Source organism: Amycolatopsis suaedae (genome assembly GCF_004214935.1).
Lineage (GTDB): Bacteria > Actinomycetota > Actinomycetes > Mycobacteriales > Pseudonocardiaceae > Amycolatopsis > Amycolatopsis suaedae.
In genome coordinates this window covers 81,958-99,839 of record NZ_SFCC01000002.1, presented here as the reverse complement: position 1 = coordinate 99,839, position 17,882 = coordinate 81,958, and the positions used below count along the sequence as shown (strand labels likewise).

General features: G+C 70.3%; 16 protein-coding genes. 12 read left to right on the top strand and 4 right to left on the bottom strand.

The features are described 5' to 3' along the window. Positions 1-130 precede the first annotated feature (130 nt). The gene (locus tag EWH70_RS03680) at positions 131-430 is read left to right on the top strand and encodes a hypothetical protein (protein WP_130473803.1); all 300 of its coding nucleotides are present in this window, start codon (positions 131-133) and stop codon (positions 428-430) included. Here EWH70_RS03680 and EWH70_RS03675 read toward each other — a convergent pair. Beyond that, complete coding sequence (locus EWH70_RS03675; protein WP_130473802.1) at positions 427-1,884, bottom strand: CCA tRNA nucleotidyltransferase; 1,458 nt, start codon at positions 1,882-1,884, stop codon at positions 427-429. The genes EWH70_RS03680 and EWH70_RS03675 overlap by 4 nt on opposite strands. A gap of 72 nt (positions 1,885-1,956) precedes the next feature. On the opposite strand from EWH70_RS03675, the gene EWH70_RS03670 reads away from it, so the two are divergent. The 9 genes from EWH70_RS03670 (at position 1,957) to EWH70_RS03630 (ending at position 12,687) form a co-directional block, all read left to right on the top strand. After that, positions 1,957-2,463: an NUDIX hydrolase gene (locus tag EWH70_RS03670; RefSeq protein ID WP_130473801.1), complete on the top strand. Its 507-nt coding sequence runs from the start codon at positions 1,957-1,959 to the stop codon at positions 2,461-2,463. Beyond that, complete coding sequence (locus tag EWH70_RS03665; RefSeq protein ID WP_130473800.1) at positions 2,460-4,580, top strand: DUF6049 family protein; 2,121 nt, start codon at positions 2,460-2,462, stop codon at positions 4,578-4,580. Before EWH70_RS03670 ends, EWH70_RS03665 begins: the two co-directional genes overlap by 4 nt. 202 nt (positions 4,581-4,782) lie before the next feature. After that, positions 4,783-6,792, top strand: coding sequence for a murein biosynthesis integral membrane protein MurJ (murJ, locus tag EWH70_RS03660; RefSeq protein WP_420809030.1), 2,010 nt, complete (start codon positions 4,783-4,785; stop codon positions 6,790-6,792). A gap of 92 nt (positions 6,793-6,884) precedes the next feature. Continuing rightward, positions 6,885-8,429, top strand: coding sequence for a protein kinase family protein (locus tag EWH70_RS03655; RefSeq protein ID WP_130473799.1), 1,545 nt, complete (start codon positions 6,885-6,887; stop codon positions 8,427-8,429). 53 nt (positions 8,430-8,482) lie between these two features. Further along, positions 8,483-9,085 carry an RNA polymerase sigma factor SigM gene (gene sigM, locus EWH70_RS03650; RefSeq protein WP_130473798.1) on the top strand — a complete coding sequence of 201 codons (603 nt, stop codon included), beginning with the start codon at positions 8,483-8,485 and terminating at the stop codon, positions 9,083-9,085. Further along, entirely contained in the window at positions 9,082-9,861 is a 780-nt protein-coding gene (locus EWH70_RS03645; protein ID WP_130473797.1) for a hypothetical protein, read from the top strand. Before sigM ends, EWH70_RS03645 begins: the two co-directional genes overlap by 4 nt. 140 nt (positions 9,862-10,001) lie before the next feature. Beyond that, positions 10,002-10,991, top strand: a complete 990-nt coding sequence (gene trxB, locus EWH70_RS03640) for a thioredoxin-disulfide reductase (protein ID WP_130473796.1) — start codon at positions 10,002-10,004, stop codon at positions 10,989-10,991. 30 nt (positions 10,992-11,021) lie between these two features. Beyond that, positions 11,022-11,348 (top strand): thioredoxin, encoded by a 327-nt coding sequence (gene trxA / locus EWH70_RS03635; RefSeq protein WP_130473795.1) that lies wholly within the window; start codon positions 11,022-11,024, stop codon positions 11,346-11,348. 202 nt (positions 11,349-11,550) lie between these two features. Next, the gene (locus tag EWH70_RS03630) at positions 11,551-12,687 is read left to right on the top strand and encodes an N-acetylmuramoyl-L-alanine amidase (RefSeq protein ID WP_130473794.1); all 1,137 of its coding nucleotides are present in this window, start codon (positions 11,551-11,553) and stop codon (positions 12,685-12,687) included. A 92-nt stretch (positions 12,688-12,779) separates the two neighbouring features. Here the strand turns inward: EWH70_RS03630 and EWH70_RS03625 are convergent, their stop codons facing one another. Then, entirely contained in the window at positions 12,780-13,415 is a 636-nt protein-coding gene (locus EWH70_RS03625) for a GNAT family N-acetyltransferase (protein ID WP_130473793.1), read from the bottom strand. A gap of 186 nt (positions 13,416-13,601) precedes the next feature. Here EWH70_RS03625 and EWH70_RS03620 point away from each other — a divergent pair, with 186 nt between their 5' ends. Both EWH70_RS03620 and EWH70_RS03615 read left to right on the top strand, forming a co-directional pair. Continuing rightward, positions 13,602-14,927, top strand: a complete 1,326-nt coding sequence (locus tag EWH70_RS03620) for an aminotransferase-like domain-containing protein (RefSeq protein WP_130473792.1) — start codon at positions 13,602-13,604, stop codon at positions 14,925-14,927. 31 nt (positions 14,928-14,958) lie between these two features. After that, positions 14,959-15,909, top strand: coding sequence for a D-alanine--D-alanine ligase family protein (locus EWH70_RS03615; RefSeq protein WP_130473791.1), 951 nt, complete (start codon positions 14,959-14,961; stop codon positions 15,907-15,909). 66 nt (positions 15,910-15,975) lie between these two features. Here EWH70_RS03615 and EWH70_RS03610 read toward each other — a convergent pair whose 3' ends face one another. Both EWH70_RS03610 and EWH70_RS03605 read right to left on the bottom strand, forming a co-directional pair. Then, a complete protein-coding gene (locus tag EWH70_RS03610) occupies positions 15,976-16,950 on the bottom strand; it encodes a ParB/RepB/Spo0J family partition protein (protein WP_130473790.1) in 975 nt (324 codons plus the stop codon). After that, a complete protein-coding gene (locus tag EWH70_RS03605; RefSeq protein ID WP_130473789.1) occupies positions 16,950-17,864 on the bottom strand; it encodes a ParA family protein in 915 nt (304 codons plus the stop codon). Before EWH70_RS03605 ends, EWH70_RS03610 begins: the two co-directional genes overlap by 1 nt. Between the last annotated feature and the right edge of the window lie 18 nt (positions 17,865-17,882).

The window sequence follows — 17,882 nt, the reverse complement described above, 5'->3', positions numbered from 1 at the left end:
GCTCATCTGGGGGACTGAGTATCTGACAGAACGTATGCAAAGCGAACTATCGGATGTCGAAGTGCCACCAATCGCATTAATCGCGGACCGGATTTCACCGTGTGGCCAACTCTGGGCTTACCGTCGTTGTATGGCGGTGCACCAGAGCGACGACCTGCGGCTGGCGGAGTTCGACACGCTGTTCACCACGGCCGTGCGCGCGGTCCGGCACACCGACCCGGCGTTGCTGCGGCTGGAACTCGACCCGACCGGCGAGGTCGCGGCCCACGTCGCCGACCTGATGATGTGGGCGGTCAGCCGCAGTGCCTACCTGACCTTCTCGCTGACCGCCACCAGCTCGGAGCTGTGGCTGGACATCACCGTGCCGCCCGCCCGCGTCGATGTCCTGCACGCGCTGGCCGCCAGGGCGACGGCGGCGATCACCGCCTAGAGACCGTTCTCCTCGGCCCACCTGCGCAGCTCGGCGACCGCCTCGTCGTGGCTGAGCGGGCCGCGGTCCAGCCGGACGTCCTTCAGGTGCTTCCACGCCTTGCCGACCAGCGGCCCCGGCGGCAGGCCGAGCAGCTCCATGATCTCGTTGCCGTCCAGGTCCGGCCGCACCTTCGCCAGGTCCTCCGCCGCCTGGATGCGGGCGATCCGCTCCTCCAGCTCGTCGTAGGTGCGCTGCAGCGCGTTGGCCTTGCGCTTGTTGCGGGTCGTGCAGTCGGCCCGCACAAGCTTGTGCAGCCGCGGCAGCAGCTCGCCCGCGTCGGTGACGTAGCGGCGCACGGCCGAGTCGGTCCACTCGCCGCGGCCGTAGCCGTGGAACCGCAGGTGCAGGAACACCAGTTGGGAGACCTGCTCGACGATCTCCTTGCTGTACTTGAGGGCCCGCAAACGCTTGCGGGTCATCTTGGCCCCCACCACCTCGTGGTGGTGGAAGCTGACCCCGCCACCCGGCTCGAACCGCCGGGTCGCGGGCTTGCCGATGTCGTGCAGCAACGCGGCCAGCCGCAGCACCAGGTCGGGCTCGGCCTCCGGGTCGTCCCTGCGCTCCAGCGCGATCGCCTGCTCCAGCACGGTCAGCGAGTGCTGGTAGACGTCCTTGTGCTGGTGGTGCTCGTCGATGGCCAGCCGCATGCCGGGCACCTCCGGCAGCACGTGCTCGGCCAGCCCCGTGTCGACCAGCAGCTCGATGCCGCGTCGCGGGAACCTGCCGGTGATCAGCTTGGACAGCTCCACCTGCACGCGTTCCGCGGTGATGCGCCGGATCTCGTCGGCCATGTCGGTCATCGCCTCGATCACCCGCGGCGCCGGGGTGAAGCCGAGCTGGGCGACGAACCGGGCGGCCCGCAGCATGCGCAGCGGGTCGTCGGCGAACGACTCCTGCGGCGTCGCCGGGGTGTCCAGGATCCGGTCCCGCACGGCGTCCTTGCCGTTGTACGGGTCGACAAAGGTCTTCGTCGTCAGGTCGATGGCCATGGCGTTGACCGTGAAGTCGCGGCGCAGCAGGTCACCCTCGATGGTGTCGCCGAAGGTCACCTCGGGGTTGCGGGTGACCCGGTCGTAGCTGTCGGCCCGGAACGTGGTGATCTCCAGCCGGATGCCGCCCTTGGTGACACCGACCGTGCCGAACGCGATGCCGACGTCCCAGACGGCGTCGGCCCAGCCGCGGACGATCTCCATGATCCGGTCCGGACGCGCGTCGGTGGTGAAGTCCAGGTCGGTCGACAGCCGGTCCAGCAGCGCGTCCCGCACGCTGCCGCCCACCAGGTACAGCCGGTGCCCGGCGTCCCGGAACCGCGTGGCGAGCTCGTCGGCCACCGGTGAAATCCGCATCAGTCCGATCACCGCGTTCTGCTCGGCCACTAGCTCGTTCACGAGGAACCAGCGTACCGATCCCATACCATCAGGGTGGGTGACCGTCCTGCTACGCATTCACGTCCACCACAGCAGGCCACGCACTAGCATCGCAGCATGCCTGGATCGGCCGGTCGTGCCGGTGGTGCCAAACCGGGACGCCGATCCCGGCGCCGCCGTGGCAGGAGGCTGACCACCGTCGACGAGACCTCGGCCGGCGGGCTCGTGGTCGACGCCGACCGGCAACGGGCAGTGCTGATCGGCCGCCTCGACCGGCGCGGCAAACTGCTCTGGTCCCTGCCGAAGGGGCACATCGAGGACGGCGAGACCACCGAGCAGACGGCCGTGCGCGAGGTGAAGGAGGAGACCGGCATTTCCGCCCAGGTTCTCGACTTCCTCGGCACGATCGACTACTGGTTCGTCGCCGAACGCAGGCGGGTGCACAAGACCGTGCACCACTTCCTGCTGGAGGCGATCGGCGGCGAGCTGTCCGACGAGGACGTCGAGGTCACCGAGGTCGCCTGGGTTCCACTGGGGGAACTGGAGAGCCGGCTGGCCTACGCCGACGAACGCACGCTGGTCCGCAAGGCGCGGGAGATGTTCGCAGAGGGAGTTCCCGAGTGAGAAGGCTGGCCGCGGTCGTTCTGGCCGCGTTCCTGCTGGTGCTGCACGCGATCACCGGCGTGGCGGCCGCCCAACCGGTTCCGGAGGGGCCGAGCAGGCTGCGGCTCGACGTCGAGCAGATGAACCCGCGGGTCGTGCGGTCGACCTCGCAGAACATCACGATCGCCGGCAAGGTCACCAACGTCGGCGACCGCCGGATCACCAACGTCCGGGCCCGTATCCAGATCGGCGAGCGGCAGACCAGCCAGCGGCAGGTGGCCGAGGCACTGGCCGAGGCACCGCCTGCGGACGCCTCGCAGCCGAACTTCGTCCCGGTCGCCGACGTCATCGAACCGGGGCAGCAGGTCCCGTTCAACATCACCGTCAACTTCGGTGACGAGCTGCGCTCGCTGCCGGTCAACCGGCCGGGCGTCTACCCGCTGCTGGTCAACGTCAACGGCACGCCGGAGTTCGGCGGCCCCGCCCGGCTGGCCGCGCTGAGCATGCTGCTGCCCGCGCTGGGCGCGCCGGGGCAGGCGGCCCCGGCCAAGCCGGCCAAGGCCACCCCGCTGTCGATCCTCTGGCCCATCACCGACAGCAGGCCGCGGGTGCTGGACGCCCCGCTCGGCGGGCCGCTCGTCCTCGCCGACGACCAGTTGGCGGCCGACCTGTCCGCTGGCGGCCGCCTGGACGGCCTGCTCGCCGCGGCACGGTCGGCCGAGGGCAGCGGTGGCGTGTTCTCGTCGCTCTGCTTCGCGGTGGACCCCGACCTGCTGGGCACCGTCGAGCGGATGACGAGGGGCTACCAGGTCCGCACCGACGGCGGTACCGTCGAGGGCCGCGGGGTGAACGCCGCGCAGCTGTGGCTGAACTCGTTCAAGCAGCTCGCTGGCGGGCACTGCGTCGTCCAGCTGCCGTTCGCCGACGCAGACCTGCCGGGCCTGCGCAAGGTCACCGGCGGCGCCGAGCTGGTCAAGCAGGCCGTCGACGGCTCGGCGATCGAGCGGATCCTCGGCGTCAAGCCGCTGCCCGGGGTGCTCTGGCCCGGTGGCGGGCTGACCGCCGACACGCTGGACACACTGGGCGAGGCGGGCGTGCGCACGGTCATCACCGAGCCGGGGAGGCTGCCGGGCGGCGCGGCCGTCATCGAGGGCACCCAGCTGCGGGGCCAGCCGCTGAACGACCTGCTCACCACGGCGATGGCGGGCGGTACCTCCGCGGCAGGCACGAGCACCCCGGCCGGTCAGCCCGCCGTCGCCGCGCAGAACGGCATCGCCGCGCTCGCGTTCCTCACCGGGCTGAACCAGCAGGGCCCGCCGAACGGGCCGCTCATCCTCTCGCCGCCGCGCCGCTGGACCGCCACCGGCACCGAGCTGGACCGCCTGCTCGACACGGTCAACGAGCTGACCACGGCCGGGTTCGTCGACCCGACGCCGCTGACCGACGTCCTGGAGGCACCCGTCGAGGGCACCGCCGCCATGGACTACACCAAGGACGCGCCCGTCGAGCTGCCCGGCGCCGTCATCGAGTCGCTCGGCACGACCGAGCACGGCGTGGCCGAGCTGACCGGCGCCATGGCGGTCGACCCGCTGACCAGGACCCAGCCCGCGGTGCTCACCCAGCCGCTGCGGGAGGCGGTGATCCGCGCGACGTCGACGGCGTCCCGAGGTGACACCGGCGCCGCGCTGGCCGGCGCGAACCTGGCCCGCGACCAGTTCGACGCCATGCGGCGGAAGGTGACCATCGAGACGCCGGGTCAGCCGATCACCCTGGCCTCGGGCTCCTCGCCGCTGCCGGTGTTCATCAAGAACGGGCTGCCGGTCGGCATCACCGTGCAGCTCACCCTGAACAACAACACCGGGCTGCGCACCGACCCGGTCCAGCCCCTGCCGATCCCCGCGATGGGCCAGGTCCAGCAGTTCATCCAAGCCGAGGCACTGCGAACGGGACGGTTCACCGTCGACGTCTCGCTGGCCACCACCGACGGCATCGAGCTGGGCTCGCCGCAGCGGTTCGACCTGACGTCGAGCGAGTTCGGGCTGATCACCGTCATCCTCACCGCCACCGCGGGCGTGGCACTGGTGTTACTCGCCGGACGGCGTATCTACCGGCGGATTCGCGAGCGCAGGCCGCGCTGATTCCCGGTTCGGCGGCACTGGCCATTACCCTTGACGGCAGAGTTGGCCGATATGGATTGGGCGAGTGTTGGACAGAGAGCCGGGTTCGCGGCAGGAGCGACCCAGGCGCCAGGAAGCTGACCGGACACCGCCGCCTGTCCAGCCACCGCCACGTGGGCGCCGACAACAACAACCACCACCACCGACGCGGGTGCAGCGTCCGGTGCCACCGCCGGACGGGCGCCCGGTGCCGCGCCGCGCGGGTACCGGCCAGCCGCCGAGGAACGCCCAGGCGCCGACCCGGGCCGTCCCCGTCCCACCGCCACCGGAGCGCAGGCAGCCACCGCCACCGAGGCCGCTCGCCCCCGGTGAACGGCCGCCGCCCATCCCGCAGCGACCGCCCCGGCCGGAGCCGCCGGTCCGGCCCTGGCACCGCGAGGGCCAGAGCGGTCCGCCGCCCGCCCGGCCCCGGATCGAGTACACCCAGCTGATCCCGGTCGACCGCGGCCTGCCGCCCGGCGCGCGCTGGCCGTCGGCCGACCCCGACATGAACCGGCCGTACGAGGAGTACGCCACCCGGTTCATCCCCCGCATCGCCGACGGCGTCGCGCCGACCGAGGCGCAGCCCAGCGGTGGCGCCAGCGGCACGCCGTCACTGGCCAAGTCCTCCGGCCGGATGGCCATCGCCACGCTGACCAGCCGCATCACCGGGTTCGCCTGGAAGGTCATGCTCGGCTGGGTCGCCACCCTCGGCGTGCTCTACGACTCGTTCACCGTCGCCAACACGCTGCCGCTGATCATCAACGAGCTGCTCCTCGGTGGCGTGCTGACCAGCGTCGTCGTGCCGCTGCTGGTGCGCTCGCAGGACGACGAGGACGGCGGCGAGGCGTACACCCAGCGCCTCATCACCATGGCGACCACGATCCTGTTCGTCGGGACCGTGGTGTCGGTGTTCTTCGCGCCGCAGATCACCTCGCTGCTGATGTCCGACGGTGGCGAGGCGAACCTCGAGCTGGCCACCTGGTTCGCCTACCTGCTGCTGCCCGGCCTGCTGTTCTACGGCCTGTTCGCGGTGCTGTCGGCGGTGCTGAACGCCAAGCAGATCTTCGGCCCGGCCCAGTGGGCGCCGGTGATCAACAACCTGGTCATCTTCGCCACCATCGCCGCGTTCGCGCTCGCCCCCGGCGACCCGACGATCGTGCCGTCGCGGATGTCCGAGCCGAAGGTCATCATCCTCGGCGCCGGCGTGCTGACCGCCATGACCGTGCAGGCCTTGTTCCTGGTCCCGGCGCTGCGCCGGTCCGGCTTCCGCTTCAAGTGGCGGTGGGGCATCGACGACCGGCTCAAGGAGTTCGGCGGCCTGGCGCTGTGGGTGTTCGGCTACGTCGCGGTGAGCCAGGTCGGCATGATCGTCAACACCAACGTGCTGACCAGCGGCGCGGCAGGTGGCGTGTCGATCTACTCCAACGCCTGGCTGCTGTTCCAGCTGCCCTACGGCGTCATCGGCGTGTCGCTGCTGACGGCCATCATGCCGAGGATGAGCCGCTCGGCGGCCGACGGCGAGACGAAGAAGCTGGTCGCGGACCTGTCCTACGCCTCCCGGATCTCCACGGTGATGCTCGTGCCGATCTCCGCGGTGATGACCGTGGCAGGCACGTCGATCGGTATCGCGTTGTTCGCCATCGGCAAGGGCGAGGTCGACCAGGCCGAGCGGCTCGGCCAGGCGCTGGCCGTCTCGGCGTTCGGCCTGCTGCCGTACGCGCTGGTCATGCTGCAGATGCGGGTGTTCTACGCGCTGAAGGACTCGCGGTCGCCGACGTTGATCATGGTCGTGATGACGGCGGTCAAGATCCCGCTGCTGTTCCTGGCGTCCTCCCTGCTCGCGCCGCAGCACGTGGTGCTCGGCGTGATGATGGTCAACTCGCTGGTGTTCGTCATCGGCGCCATCCTCGGCCAGGTGTGGCTGTGGGTGCGCCTCGGCCACCTGCGCAGCAAGCGCGTGCTCGGCGTGATCCTGTTCACCGTGGTCGCCAGCGGCGCGGGCGTCGGGGCGGCGCTAGCCGTCGGCTGGCTGGTGCCCGACTTCCTCGGCCCGACGCTGCAGGCGTGGGTGAAGCTGGTGCTCCAGGGCGTGGTCGGCATCGGCGTGTCGTTCGGCGTGCTGATGGCGCTGAAGGTCGAGGAGCTCAAGCCGGCGACGTCGAGAATCACCCGGTTGATCAAGCGCCGGTAACGATTGCGGCGTGGATCGACATTCACCGGGTGTCGTGTTCACGTACCCTCGACCAAAGACAGCGAGCCGAGCGGACAGGAGGTGCGGCCCGGATGGCAGCCCGTGCCCGGAGCGGGTCGCTGGCGCCTGGCGCCGTCGTAGGTGACGGCCGCTACCGCCTGCTCGCGCAGTTCGGTTTCGACGAACGCGCCGACGCCCACCTCTGGCGTGCCAGGGACGGCCAGCTGCGCCGCGACGTCGCGCTGACGCTGCTGGTTGGCGACCCGGCCGACGCCGAGGCCGCCCGCCTCGCCAGGCGCACGCTGGAGCGCGCCGCCCACGCAGCCAAGTTCAGCCACAGCGGTGTCGCCAGGGTGCTCGACGTGCTGAACCTGGGCAACGGGATCAGCTCCAGCGAGGGCCTGCTCGGCATCGTCGTCGCCGACTGGACCAAGGGCACCGACCTGGTCGACCTGGTCGCGGACAAGCCGATCGAGCCCGGCGCGGCCGCCCGCATGGTGCGGGCGCTGGCCGACGCCGTCGAACAGGCCCACCACACCGGCCTGGTGCTGGGCCTGGACCACCCGCAGCGGCTCCGGCTGACACCGGACGGCTCGTTACGCCTGGCGTTCCCCGGCCCGCTGCCGGAGGCGACGCTGCGGGACGACGTCAAGGCCATCGGCGCGGTGCTGTACCTGCTGCTGACCGGCCGCTGGGCACTGCCCGGCGGGCCGCCTGCCGTGCCGACCGCGCCGCACGCGCCGGACGGCAGGCTGGTGCCGCCGCGGTCGCTGCAGCCGAGGGTGCCGGTCGAGCTGTCCTCGCTGGCCGTGCGCACCATCTCCGACGGCGACCAGGGCGGTATCCGCACCACGGCCGCGATCGTGCGGATGCTCGACGACTTCACCGACGCCGAGGAGCGGACGCAGCTGATCCGCCAGGTCGGCGGCGAGGAGGCCGAGGAAGACGACGGCATCTGGACCACGAAGAAGCCGGTGAAGGACGCGAAGCGGCGGCGCAAGCTGGCGCTGGGCGTCACCGTGCTGGTCGTCGGTGCCGTGGGCATCCTGGCCTGGCTGGGCATGCTGATGATCAGCTTCTTCCAGGACAACCCGTCGGCGACCGGGCCGACGGTGAACGTCGCGGCCCCGTCCAGCACGACCCAGCCGCCCGCGAGCGACGGCAACAGCAACCCGCCGCCCGCGCAGCCGTCCACCGGGCAGCCGGTCAAGCCGGAGACGGTGGGCGTCTACAACCCGGAGGGCAACGGTGACGGCCCGGCACGGGCCAAGTACGTGCTGGACGGCAAGCCGGAGACGGCCTGGCGCACCGACGAGTACAAGAAGCAGTTCCCCGCGCTCAAGCCGGGCGTCGGCCTCATCGCCACGTTCGACAAGCCGGTGAAGATCAGCCAGGTCAAGGTCAAGGGGGAGAACCCGGGCACCAAGGTCGAGATCCGGGTCGCCGACGAGAAGAACCCGAAGCTGACCGAGACCAGGGTGGCTGGCGGCGCCGACCTGAGCGGGCCGAGCACGGACATCACACTGCAGCAGCCCGCCGAGGGCCGCTACATCATCGTCTGGATCACCCAGTTGAGTGCCGACGGCGACAAGTTCTCCTCGCAGATCGCTGACCTGGAGTTCATCGCGGCGCCCTGAGCCAGGCCGATGTCGCCTCGGTGGGTGACAGGAGACTCAGTAGTCTCTTGCGCGTGACCGCAGCCTCACCCACGGATGCCGACCTCATCACGGCACATGCCGCGGGCGACGCCCACGCGTTCAGTGAACTGGTGCGACGACACCGGGACCGGATGTGGGCCGTCGCCCTCCGCACCGTGCGAGATCCCGAGGAAGCCGCCGACGCGTTGCAGGACGCGTTCATCTCCGCCTACCGGGCGGCGGCGAACTTCCGCGCGGAGTCGCAGGTGACCACCTGGCTGCACCGGATCGTGGTGAACGCCTGCCTCGACCGGGTGCGCCGACGTCAGGCCAGGCCGACAGTGCCACTACCCGAGACCGGCCACAACGAGCCGGCGACCCCGCGTGACTCGATGGCCGACCGGGAGACCCGGCTGGTCATCAAGGAGGCACTGAACCAGCTCCCCGAGGACCAGCGGGCGCCGATCGTGCTGGTCGACGTCGAGGGTTACTCGGTCGCCGAGACGGCGGAGCTGCTGGGGATCGCCCAGGGCACGGTGAAGAGCCGGTGTGCCCGAGGTCGCGCGAAACTCGCGAAGGTTCTCGGACATCTGCGGAACCCCGACGCGGATGCCGGCGTCCCAGCTAACGAAAGCAAACGCAGGGAGGGACGATGACGGACGAAGCTCGGGGGATCGGCGGCGCTGTGGGCCCGCCGTGGTCTGTCGACGTGCTTGCCGACTTGCACGCGGGGGTGCTCGACGAGCAGGAGGCCGCACGGCTGTGGCCCCAGGTCGAGGCCGACCCGGAGGCGCTGGCGATCATCGAGGCACTGGAGGCCACCACGGCCGACCTGGCTGCCTGGGGCAACGCCGCGCCCGAACCGATGCCCGCCGACGTGGCGGCCAGGATCGACGCGGCACTCGCCGAGGAGGCGGAGAAGGCCCGTCCCGCTCCGGCGGTCGCGCCGGTGGTGAGCATCGACGTCGCCCGCAAGCGACGTAACCGCATGATCGCCTGGGGCTCGGGGGTGCTGGCCACGGCAGCGGCGGCCGTCGCCGTCGTGGCGGTGGTCCTGCCCGGCACCGGGGGTGAGAACGGCAGCTCCGACGTGGCGCAGCCGCCCGCCGCGACGTCGAAGCCCGCGCCCGGCTCGCCGGGTGAGGCGCCGCTGGCGCTCAAGCAGGACGACCTCGACGTCGGCTCGGTGCTGAGCACGCAGGGCACGCGGGACTTCGGCCCGCTGGGCACCCAGGAGCGGCTGGACGCCTGCCTGAGCCAGAACGGCGAGGACCCGAGGGTCAAGGCCGTCGGCGTCAAGGGCGTCACGCTGGACGGCAAGCCCGGCACGATGGTCCTGCGCACCACCGGGGAGCTGGCCCAGTACCGCCTGCTCGTCCTGGGCGAGGACTGCTCGAAGCTGCTCGACCGCACCATCGGCCGCGGCGCCTGAAGTGGGAGCAAGGGAGCTTTACTAGCGTCTTGGGGTAGTAAAGCTCCCTTGCTCCGCTTCTGCGGTGCGCGTCACCCCGGGAACACCTCCGCCTACGATCGTGTTGAGCCTGGTACAGGTCACGACGAGCGGAGGCACGGGTGACAGAAGACGTTCGGAACCTGATCATCGTGGGATCGGGTCCCGCCGGTTACACCGCGGCCGTGTACGCGGCCAGGGCGCAGCTGGAACCGCTGGTGTTCGAGGGGTCCCAGTTCGGTGGTGCGCTGATGACGACCACCGAGGTGGAGAACTACCCCGGCTTCCGCACCGGGATCATGGGTCCCGACCTCATGGAGGAGATGCGGGAGCAGGCCAAGCACTTCGGTGCCGAGCTGCGGGCCGAGGACGTGGAGGCGCTCGACCTCACCGGCGACATCAAGTACGCGACGGTCAACGGCAAGCGTTACGCGGCGCGTGCGGTCATCCTGGCGATGGGCGCGGCCGCCCGCTACCTGCACGTGCCGGGTGAGCAGGAACTGCTCGGGCGTGGCGTGTCCTCGTGTGCGACCTGCGACGGCTTCTTCTTCCGCGACCACGACATCGCGGTGGTCGGCGGTGGCGACTCGGCCATGGAGGAGGCGACCTTCCTGACCAAGTTCGCCCGCAGCGTCACCATCGTGCACCGGCGCGACGAGTTCCGGGCGTCGAAGATCATGCTGGAGCGGGCGAAGGCCAACGAGAAGATCCGCTGGCAGCTCAACTCCGAGGTCGCCCAGGTGCTGGGTGAGGGCAAGGTCGAGGGCTTGCGGCTGCGCGACACGGTGACCGGCGAGGAGTCGACCCTGGACGTCACCGGGTTCTTCGTCGCCATCGGGCACGACCCGCGCAGCGAGCTGGTCAAGGGCCAGGTCGACACCGACGCCGAGGGGTACGTGATCGCCAAGGAGCGCAGCTCGTACACCAACCTCGACGGCGTGTTCGCCGCAGGCGACCTGGTGGACCACACCTACCGGCAGGCCATCACCGCGGCCGGCTCCGGCTGCACGGCGGCCATCGACGCCGAGCGCTGGCTGGCCGAGCACGCGGCGACCGACGCGGCCCGTTCCGCCCCCGAGCTGGTCGGCGGCGGCTACGCCACCAGCAACTGACCCACAGATTTCGACACGACAGGAGTGAACATGAGCGAGACCAAGAAGGTGACCGACGCCAGCTTCGCTGACGACGTCCTGACCAGCGAGAAGCCTGTGCTGGTCGACTTCTGGGCGACCTGGTGCGGCCCGTGCAAGATGGTCGCGCCGGTGCTCGAGGAGATCGCGGCCGAGAACAAGGACAAGCTGACGATCGCCAAGCTGGACATCGACGAGAACCCGAACACCGCCAGGGACTACCAGGTCATGTCCATCCCGACGCTGATCCTGTTCCAGGGTGGCAAGCCGGTGAAGCAGATCGTCGGCGCGAAGCCGAAGGCGGCGCTGCTGTCCGATCTGTCCGACGTGCTCGCCTGAGACACCGTCAGATGACCCGGGGTGTGCGGGAACACCGCACCCCCGGGTTCTTTCATGCCCGAAGACGGTGACACGCCGCGCACCAACCGGCCCTGCGCGCTCACCGAGAGTTCTCAAGGCACAATAGAACGGCTGGGACATACTCAGCACCAGTGCACAGCATCGAGCCCCCCATCGATGCCCAAGGAAGAGCGAGGAGTGCATGCGGGTACTCCGCCGCGGCGACGTCGGCCCGGACGTCGCCGAGATCCGGTCCATGCTGACGGCATTGGACCTGCTTGCCCCGGCGAACGGCTCTGGATCTTTCGACACCGCGATGGAGCAGGCCGTCCGGGCCTTCCAGCAGCGGCGTGGCCTGATTACCGACGGGATCGTCGGTCCCTCGACCTACCGGGCCCTGCGTGGCTCGACCTATCACCTGGGCAGCCGCCCGCTCGCGTACCTCATCTCGGCACCCACCCACGGTGACGACGTGTTCACCCTGCAGGAGCGGCTCACCGAGCTCGGCTTCGACGCGGGGCGGCCGGACGGTGTGTTCGGCCCGCAGACCGAACGGGCGCTGCGTGCGTTCCAGCGCGAGTACGGCCTGGTCGTCGACGGCATCTGCGGTGCGGCGACGGTCCGTTCGCTGCGGCAGCTGTCGCCGAGGGCACGTGGTGGGCGTCCGGTCTTCCTACGCGAGCAGGAGCAGGTGCGTAAGGCCGGCCCGCGGCTGCGTGGCAAGCGGATCGTCATCGACCCCGGTCACGGCGGCAAGGACACCGGCATCGTGGTGCCCGGCCTGCGGGAGTCCGACGTCGCCTGGGACCTGGCGCGCAGGTTGGAAGGCCGGATGAAGGCCACCGGCATGGAGGCGCTGATCTCCCGGGGCCCCGAGCACAGCCCGACCGAGGCCGAGCGGGCCGCGTTCGCCAACGAGGCGGGTGCCGACCTGTTCCTCTCGCTGCACAGCGACCAGAACCGGTCGCCGTACGCCCAAGGCGTTGCGAGCTTCCACTTCGGGACCGGCAACGGCACGACGTCGACCGTGGGTGAGCTGCTGGCCGGCTTCATCCAGCGGGAGCTGGCCGCCCGCACCGGCATGCTGGACTGCCGGGCCCACCCGAAGACGTGGGAGATCCTGCGGATGACCCGCTGCCCCGCGGTGCGGGTGGAGATCGGCTACCTGACCAACCCGGACGACCGGCGCAGGCTGGCCGACCCGGCGTTCCGGGACGTGGTCGCCGAGGGCATCCTGATCGCCGTGAAGCGGCTGTACCTGCTGGGTGAGGGCGACCAGCCCACCGGCACGTTCACCTTCGCCGACGTGCTCGCCTACGAGCTGGCGAAAGCCGAGTAAGTTTCGCGATACCACAGGGTTGTGCACTAGTTCTGTGCACAACCCTGTGGACAACCCCGTTATTTGTGGGCAGTCCTGTGGACAAGTCGCGATCAGGCGCGGGCGCTGCTCGGCTCGGCCGTGGAAATGGTCACCTGGCCGAGCAGCCGCTCCAGCGCCGCCTCGACGTCTTCCTTCCAGGAGATCGCCGAACGCAGCTCCAGGCGCAGCCTGGGGTAGCGAGGGTGGGGCCGTACGGTCTTGAACCCGACGCTGGTCAGGAACTCGGCCGGCAGCACGCAGGCGTGCTCGTCGTCGAGCGCGGGACCGGACTGCCCGAACGCCTCGATGGCCCGGACACCACGCCGGGTGAGGTCCTTGGCGACGGCCTGCACCAGCATCCTGCCCAGCCCGCCGCCACGGAACTCCGGTGCGACGTGGAACGCCGTGAGCAGCACCGCGTCCGGCGCGGGTGGTGAGGTGGGGAAGGCGTTCGCCCTCGGAACGGCGTTCGGCGGGGCGTACAGCACGAACCCGATGGGGAGCTTCTCGCTGTAGACGATCCGGCCGCAGGAGCCCCACTCCAGCAGGACGCTGGACACCCAGGCTTCCTTCTCCAGCTCGGTCTCCCCGAACTCCTCGGCCTGGGCCTTCAGGTGCGGTGCGACCTCCCAGTACACACACCGGCGGCAGTGCAGTGGAAGCTGATCCAGGTTGTCCAGCGTGACGCCCACGACGCGTCGCGACACCCGACGACCTCCCCAATAGGAAACGCGATTGGGCACGGCCAACCCCGGCAAACGCCCACGCAGAGGATATGCCCTGCCAGCATAGTGTCGGAAGCCTCAGAGCCCCCGAAGAGGGGACGGTTACACTCGATGGATCTACCCGAGGGTAGCCCCTAGCCGACCGGCCGACCTCCTTGCGAGTGCCACATGACCGAGCAGCACCCCGTCAAGCCGCGCAGCGGCCACCACAATCTCGATCCCCACCTGGACCGCTACGCGGCCAGGACGGCCGGCATGACGGCCTCGGAGATCCGAGCTTTGTTCGCGGTGGCCAGCCGGCCGGAGGTGGTTTCGCTCGCCGGTGGGATGCCCAACCTCGCCGCACTGCCGCTGGATACGCTGTCCGCCCAGGTCGGTCAGACCATCGCCGAGGACGGCCTGGTGGCGCTGCAGTACGGCTCCGCACACGGGGTGCCCGCGCTGCGCGAGCAGATCTGCGAGGTCATGGCACTGGAGGGCATCTCGGCGCATCCGGACGACGTCGTCGTCACCGTCGGCTCGCAGATGGGCCTGGACATGGTGACCCGGCTGTTCTGCGACCCCGGCGACGTCGTGATCGCCGAGGGGCCGTCCTACGTCGGCGCGCTCGGGTCGTTCGCCGCCTACCAGGCGCAGGTCGTCCACGTCGCGATGGACGACGAGGGCCTGCAGCCCGCAGCGCTGAAGGAAGCACTCGTCCGGCTGGAGAAGGACGGCAGGCGGGTCAAGTTCCTCTACACGATCCCCAACTTCCACAACCCCGGCGGCGTGACGCTCGCCGTGCGCCGTCGTGCGGAGATCCTGGAGATCTGCCGGACGCACGGGGTGCTGGTCATCGAGGACAACCCGTACGGCCTTCTCGGCTTCGACGGCCAGATCTATCCGGCGCTGCGGTCGACCGACCCGGACAACGTGGTGTACCTCGGCTCGTTCTCCAAGACGTTCGCCTCCGGCCTGCGGGTCGGCTGGGTGCTGGCGCCGCACGCCGTGCGGGAGAAGCTGGTGCTCGCAGCCGAGTCGGCCACGCTCTGCCCGCCGACCCTCAACCAGCTGATCGTCTCCCGCTATCTGGCCACGCACGACTGGAAGGGCCAGATCAAGAAGTTCCAGGAGAACTACCGCGAGCGCCGCGACGCCATGCTGTCGGCGCTGGAGCAGTACCTGCCCGCCGGCTGCGAGTGGACCCGCCCGGACGGCGGTTTCTACGTCTGGGTCACGGTTCCCGAAGGCGTCGACACCAAGGCCATGCTGCCCCGCGCCGTCACCGCCCGGGTCGCCTACGCGTCCGGGACCGGTTTCTACGCCGACGGTTTCGGCAGCAGGCAGATGCGTTTGTCGTACTGCTACCCGACACCCGAGCGCATCACCGAAGGCGTCCGCAGACTTGCCGCCGTGCTGGAGTCCGAAATGGACCTCCTGCGCACCTTCGGTACGGTGACCAGGGCCGTGTCGGGTCCGCAGTCACCGCAGTCGCCGTCTCCCGACACGGCCTGAATCCCTTTGCACCACTCATAAAGGAGCCTTCGTGGCCGACCACACCGTTGCCGTGCTCGCGGGCGGGCTTTCCCACGAGCGCGACATCTCGCTGCGTTCCGGCAGGCGGCTGTCCGCCGCACTGCGGTCCCAGGGACTGACCGTGGAGGAGTGGGACACCGACTCCGGACTGCTCGACCGGCTGCGCACCAACCGGCCGGACGCCGCGGTCGTCGCCCTGCACGGCGGCTCGGGCGAGAACGGCTCGGTGCAGACGGTGCTGGAGATGCTCGGGGTGCCGTTCGTCGGCACGACGTCGACCGGGTGCCGCCGGGCGTGGGACAAGCCCACCGCCAAGGCGCTGCTCGCGCAGGCCGGTTTCACCACGCCCGACTGGGTCGTGTTGCCACACAGCACCTTCCGGGAGCTGGGCGCGCAGGCCGTGCTCGACGCGATGGTCGAGCGGCTCGGCCTGCCGATGATCCTCAAGCCGGACCAGGGTGGGTCGGCACTCGGCACCCAGGTGGTCCGCGACGCCGCCGAGCTGCCCGCGGCCATGGTCGGTTGCTTCGCCTACGGCGAGACGGTTCTGGCCGAGCAGTTCGTCGAAGGCATCGAGGTGGCGGTCGCCGTCGTCGAGCGTGCCGACGGACCGGTCGCGCTGCCCGCGGTGGAGATCGTCCCGGAGGGCGGGGTCTACGACTACACCGCTCGCTACACCGCCGGGCTGACCGACTTCTTCGCGCCGGCCCGCATCCCCGACGACGCGGCCAAGGCGGTCGGCGAACTCGCCGTCGCGGCACACCGCCTGCTGGGGCTGCGCGACATCTCGCGGACCGACGCGGTCGTGTGCCCGGACGGCTCAGTTCACTTCCTCGAAGTGAACCTCTCGCCGGGCCTCACCGAGACGTCGACCGTGCCGATGGCGATCGAGGCACACGGCGAGTCGCTCGGTTCGGTCTTCGCCGAGCTGGTGAAGCGCGCCGTCGCCCGCGCCTCCTGACGCTACCCAGCGTGGTCCGCGATCAGCGGACCGAAATCATCACCGTGACGAAACGACCGTGGGTGATCATACGTCCTCATCACGAGTCCGATTCGTCCCATTCGGGTCCATGATCGACACGATCCGTTCGAGGTCGTCGATCGAACCGAACTCGACCACGATCCGGCCCTTCCGACGTCCGAGGTCGACCTTGACCCGGGTGTCGAACGTGTCGGACAGCCGCACCGCGAGGTCCTGAAGACCCGGCGCCTGGATCGGCTTGCGGGGAGCGGCCTTCGGCTTGGCCGGTGCCTCGCTCTTCTTGAGCGTGACCGCCTCCTCGGTGGCCCGCACCGACATGCCCTCCGCGACGATCCGGGTGGCGAGGTCCTCCTGCGCCTCCGGGTCCTCCAGTGACAGCAGTGCGCGGGCGTGGCCAGCGGACAGCACACCGGCGGCGACCCGCCGCTGCACGGGGAGCGGGAGCTTCAGCAGCCGGATGGTGTTGGTGATGACCGGCCTGCTGCGGCCGATCCGCCCGGCGAGTTCCTCGTGGGTGACCTCGAACTCGTCGAGCAGCTGCTGGTAGGCGGCCGCCTCCTCCAGCGGGTTGAGCTGGACGCGGTGGATGTTCTCCAGCAGGGCGTCCCGCAGCATCGCCTCGTCGGCGGTCTGCCGGACGATGGCGGGGATGGTCTCCAGCTCCGCCTGCTGCGACGCACGCAGCCGGCGCTCGCCCATCACCAGCTCGTACTTGCCGCCCGGCAGTTCCCGGACGACGATCGGCTGCATCAGGCCGAACTCGCGGATGGAGTGCTCCAGCTCGGCGAGCGCTTCCTCGTCGAACACCTGCCGCGGCTGCTTGGGGTTGGGCTGGATGGCGCTGAGCGGGACCTCCCGGTACACCGCTCCGGCGACCTCGCCGCCGGGGACGGCCGGTGCCGCGCCGTTCGACGTGACAGCCGGCCGCTCGGCCGTCGGCTTGGCGCCCGGCTCCTCCGCCGGACCGGTCGGAATCAACGCGGCGAGCCCGCGCCCGAGCCCGCCCCTCCGCTCAGCCATCAGCTGCTTCCCTTCGCACCACGCTCGGCGATCTCACGAGCGGCGTCCATGTAGCTCATCGCACCCCGCGAGCCGGGGTCGTAGGCGAGGACGGTCTGGCCGTACCCGGGCGCCTCGGACACCTTCACGCTGCGCGGGATGACGGTCTTCAGCACGGTGTCGCCGAAGTGGTTGCGGACTTCGTTCGTCACCTGGTCGGCCAGCTTGGTGCGGCCGTCGTACATGGTGAGCAGGATGGTCGAGACGGCCAGCTCCGGGTTGAGGTGCCGCTGCACCAGGTCGATGTTGCTGAGCAGCTGCCCGAGGCCTTCCAGCGCGTAGTACTCGCACTGGATCGGGATGAGCACTTCCTGCGCGGCGACCATCGCGTTGACCGTCAGCAGCCCGAGCGACGGCGGGCAGTCGATGAAGATGTAGTCGACGCCGATCTGGTCGATCGCCTCGCTCGTCAGCGCCTCCTTGAGCCGCGACTCCCGCGCCGACATCGAGACGAGCTCGATCTCCGCACCGGCGAGGTCGATGGTCGCAGGCACGCAGTACAGGTTGGGGGACTGCTCGCTGACGGCGGCCGCGTCGGCGAGCGACACCTCGCCGAGGAGCACCTCGTAGACCGACGGCGTGCCGGAGCGGTGGTCCACGTTGAGCGCCGTGCTCGCGTTGCCCTGCGGGTCGAGGTCGACGACAAGCGTCTTCAGCCCGTGCACCGCGAGTGCGGCGGCGAGGTTGACCGCACTGGTCGTCTTGCCGACGCCGCCCTTCTGGTTGGCGACCGTCAGGACCCGGCGCCGATGCGGGCGGGGGAGCTGGTTTGCCTCGGGGTGAAGTACTCGCGCGGCGCGCTCGGCCTCCTCCGCGATCGGGGTCCAACCCAGGTCGTGCCTGGTGTCTGGCTCAGCTGGCCGTGGGGGGTTCACCGGGCGAAGCACCTCCTT

What these genes read in the sequence shown, in the direction of transcription:
- EWH70_RS03680 (WP_130473803.1), top strand. Translation starts at nt 131, where the DNA reads ATGGCGGTGCACCAGAGCGACGACCTGCGGCTGGCGGAGTTCGACACG.
- EWH70_RS03675 (WP_130473802.1), bottom strand. Translation starts at nt 1,884, where the DNA reads ATGGGATCGGTACGCTGGTTCCTCGTGAACGAGCTAGTGGCCGAGCAG.
- EWH70_RS03670 (WP_130473801.1), top strand. Translation starts at nt 1,957, where the DNA reads ATGCCTGGATCGGCCGGTCGTGCCGGTGGTGCCAAACCGGGACGCCGA.
- EWH70_RS03655 (WP_130473799.1), top strand. Translation starts at nt 6,885, where the DNA reads ATGGCAGCCCGTGCCCGGAGCGGGTCGCTGGCGCCTGGCGCCGTCGTA.
- EWH70_RS03645 (WP_130473797.1), top strand. Translation starts at nt 9,082, where the DNA reads ATGACGGACGAAGCTCGGGGGATCGGCGGCGCTGTGGGCCCGCCGTGG.
- trxA (WP_130473795.1), top strand. Translation starts at nt 11,022, where the DNA reads ATGAGCGAGACCAAGAAGGTGACCGACGCCAGCTTCGCTGACGACGTC.
- EWH70_RS03630 (WP_130473794.1), top strand. Translation starts at nt 11,551, where the DNA reads ATGCGGGTACTCCGCCGCGGCGACGTCGGCCCGGACGTCGCCGAGATC.
- EWH70_RS03620 (WP_130473792.1), top strand. Translation starts at nt 13,602, where the DNA reads ATGACCGAGCAGCACCCCGTCAAGCCGCGCAGCGGCCACCACAATCTC.
- EWH70_RS03610 (WP_130473790.1), bottom strand. Translation starts at nt 16,950, where the DNA reads ATGGCTGAGCGGAGGGGCGGGCTCGGGCGCGGGCTCGCCGCGTTGATT.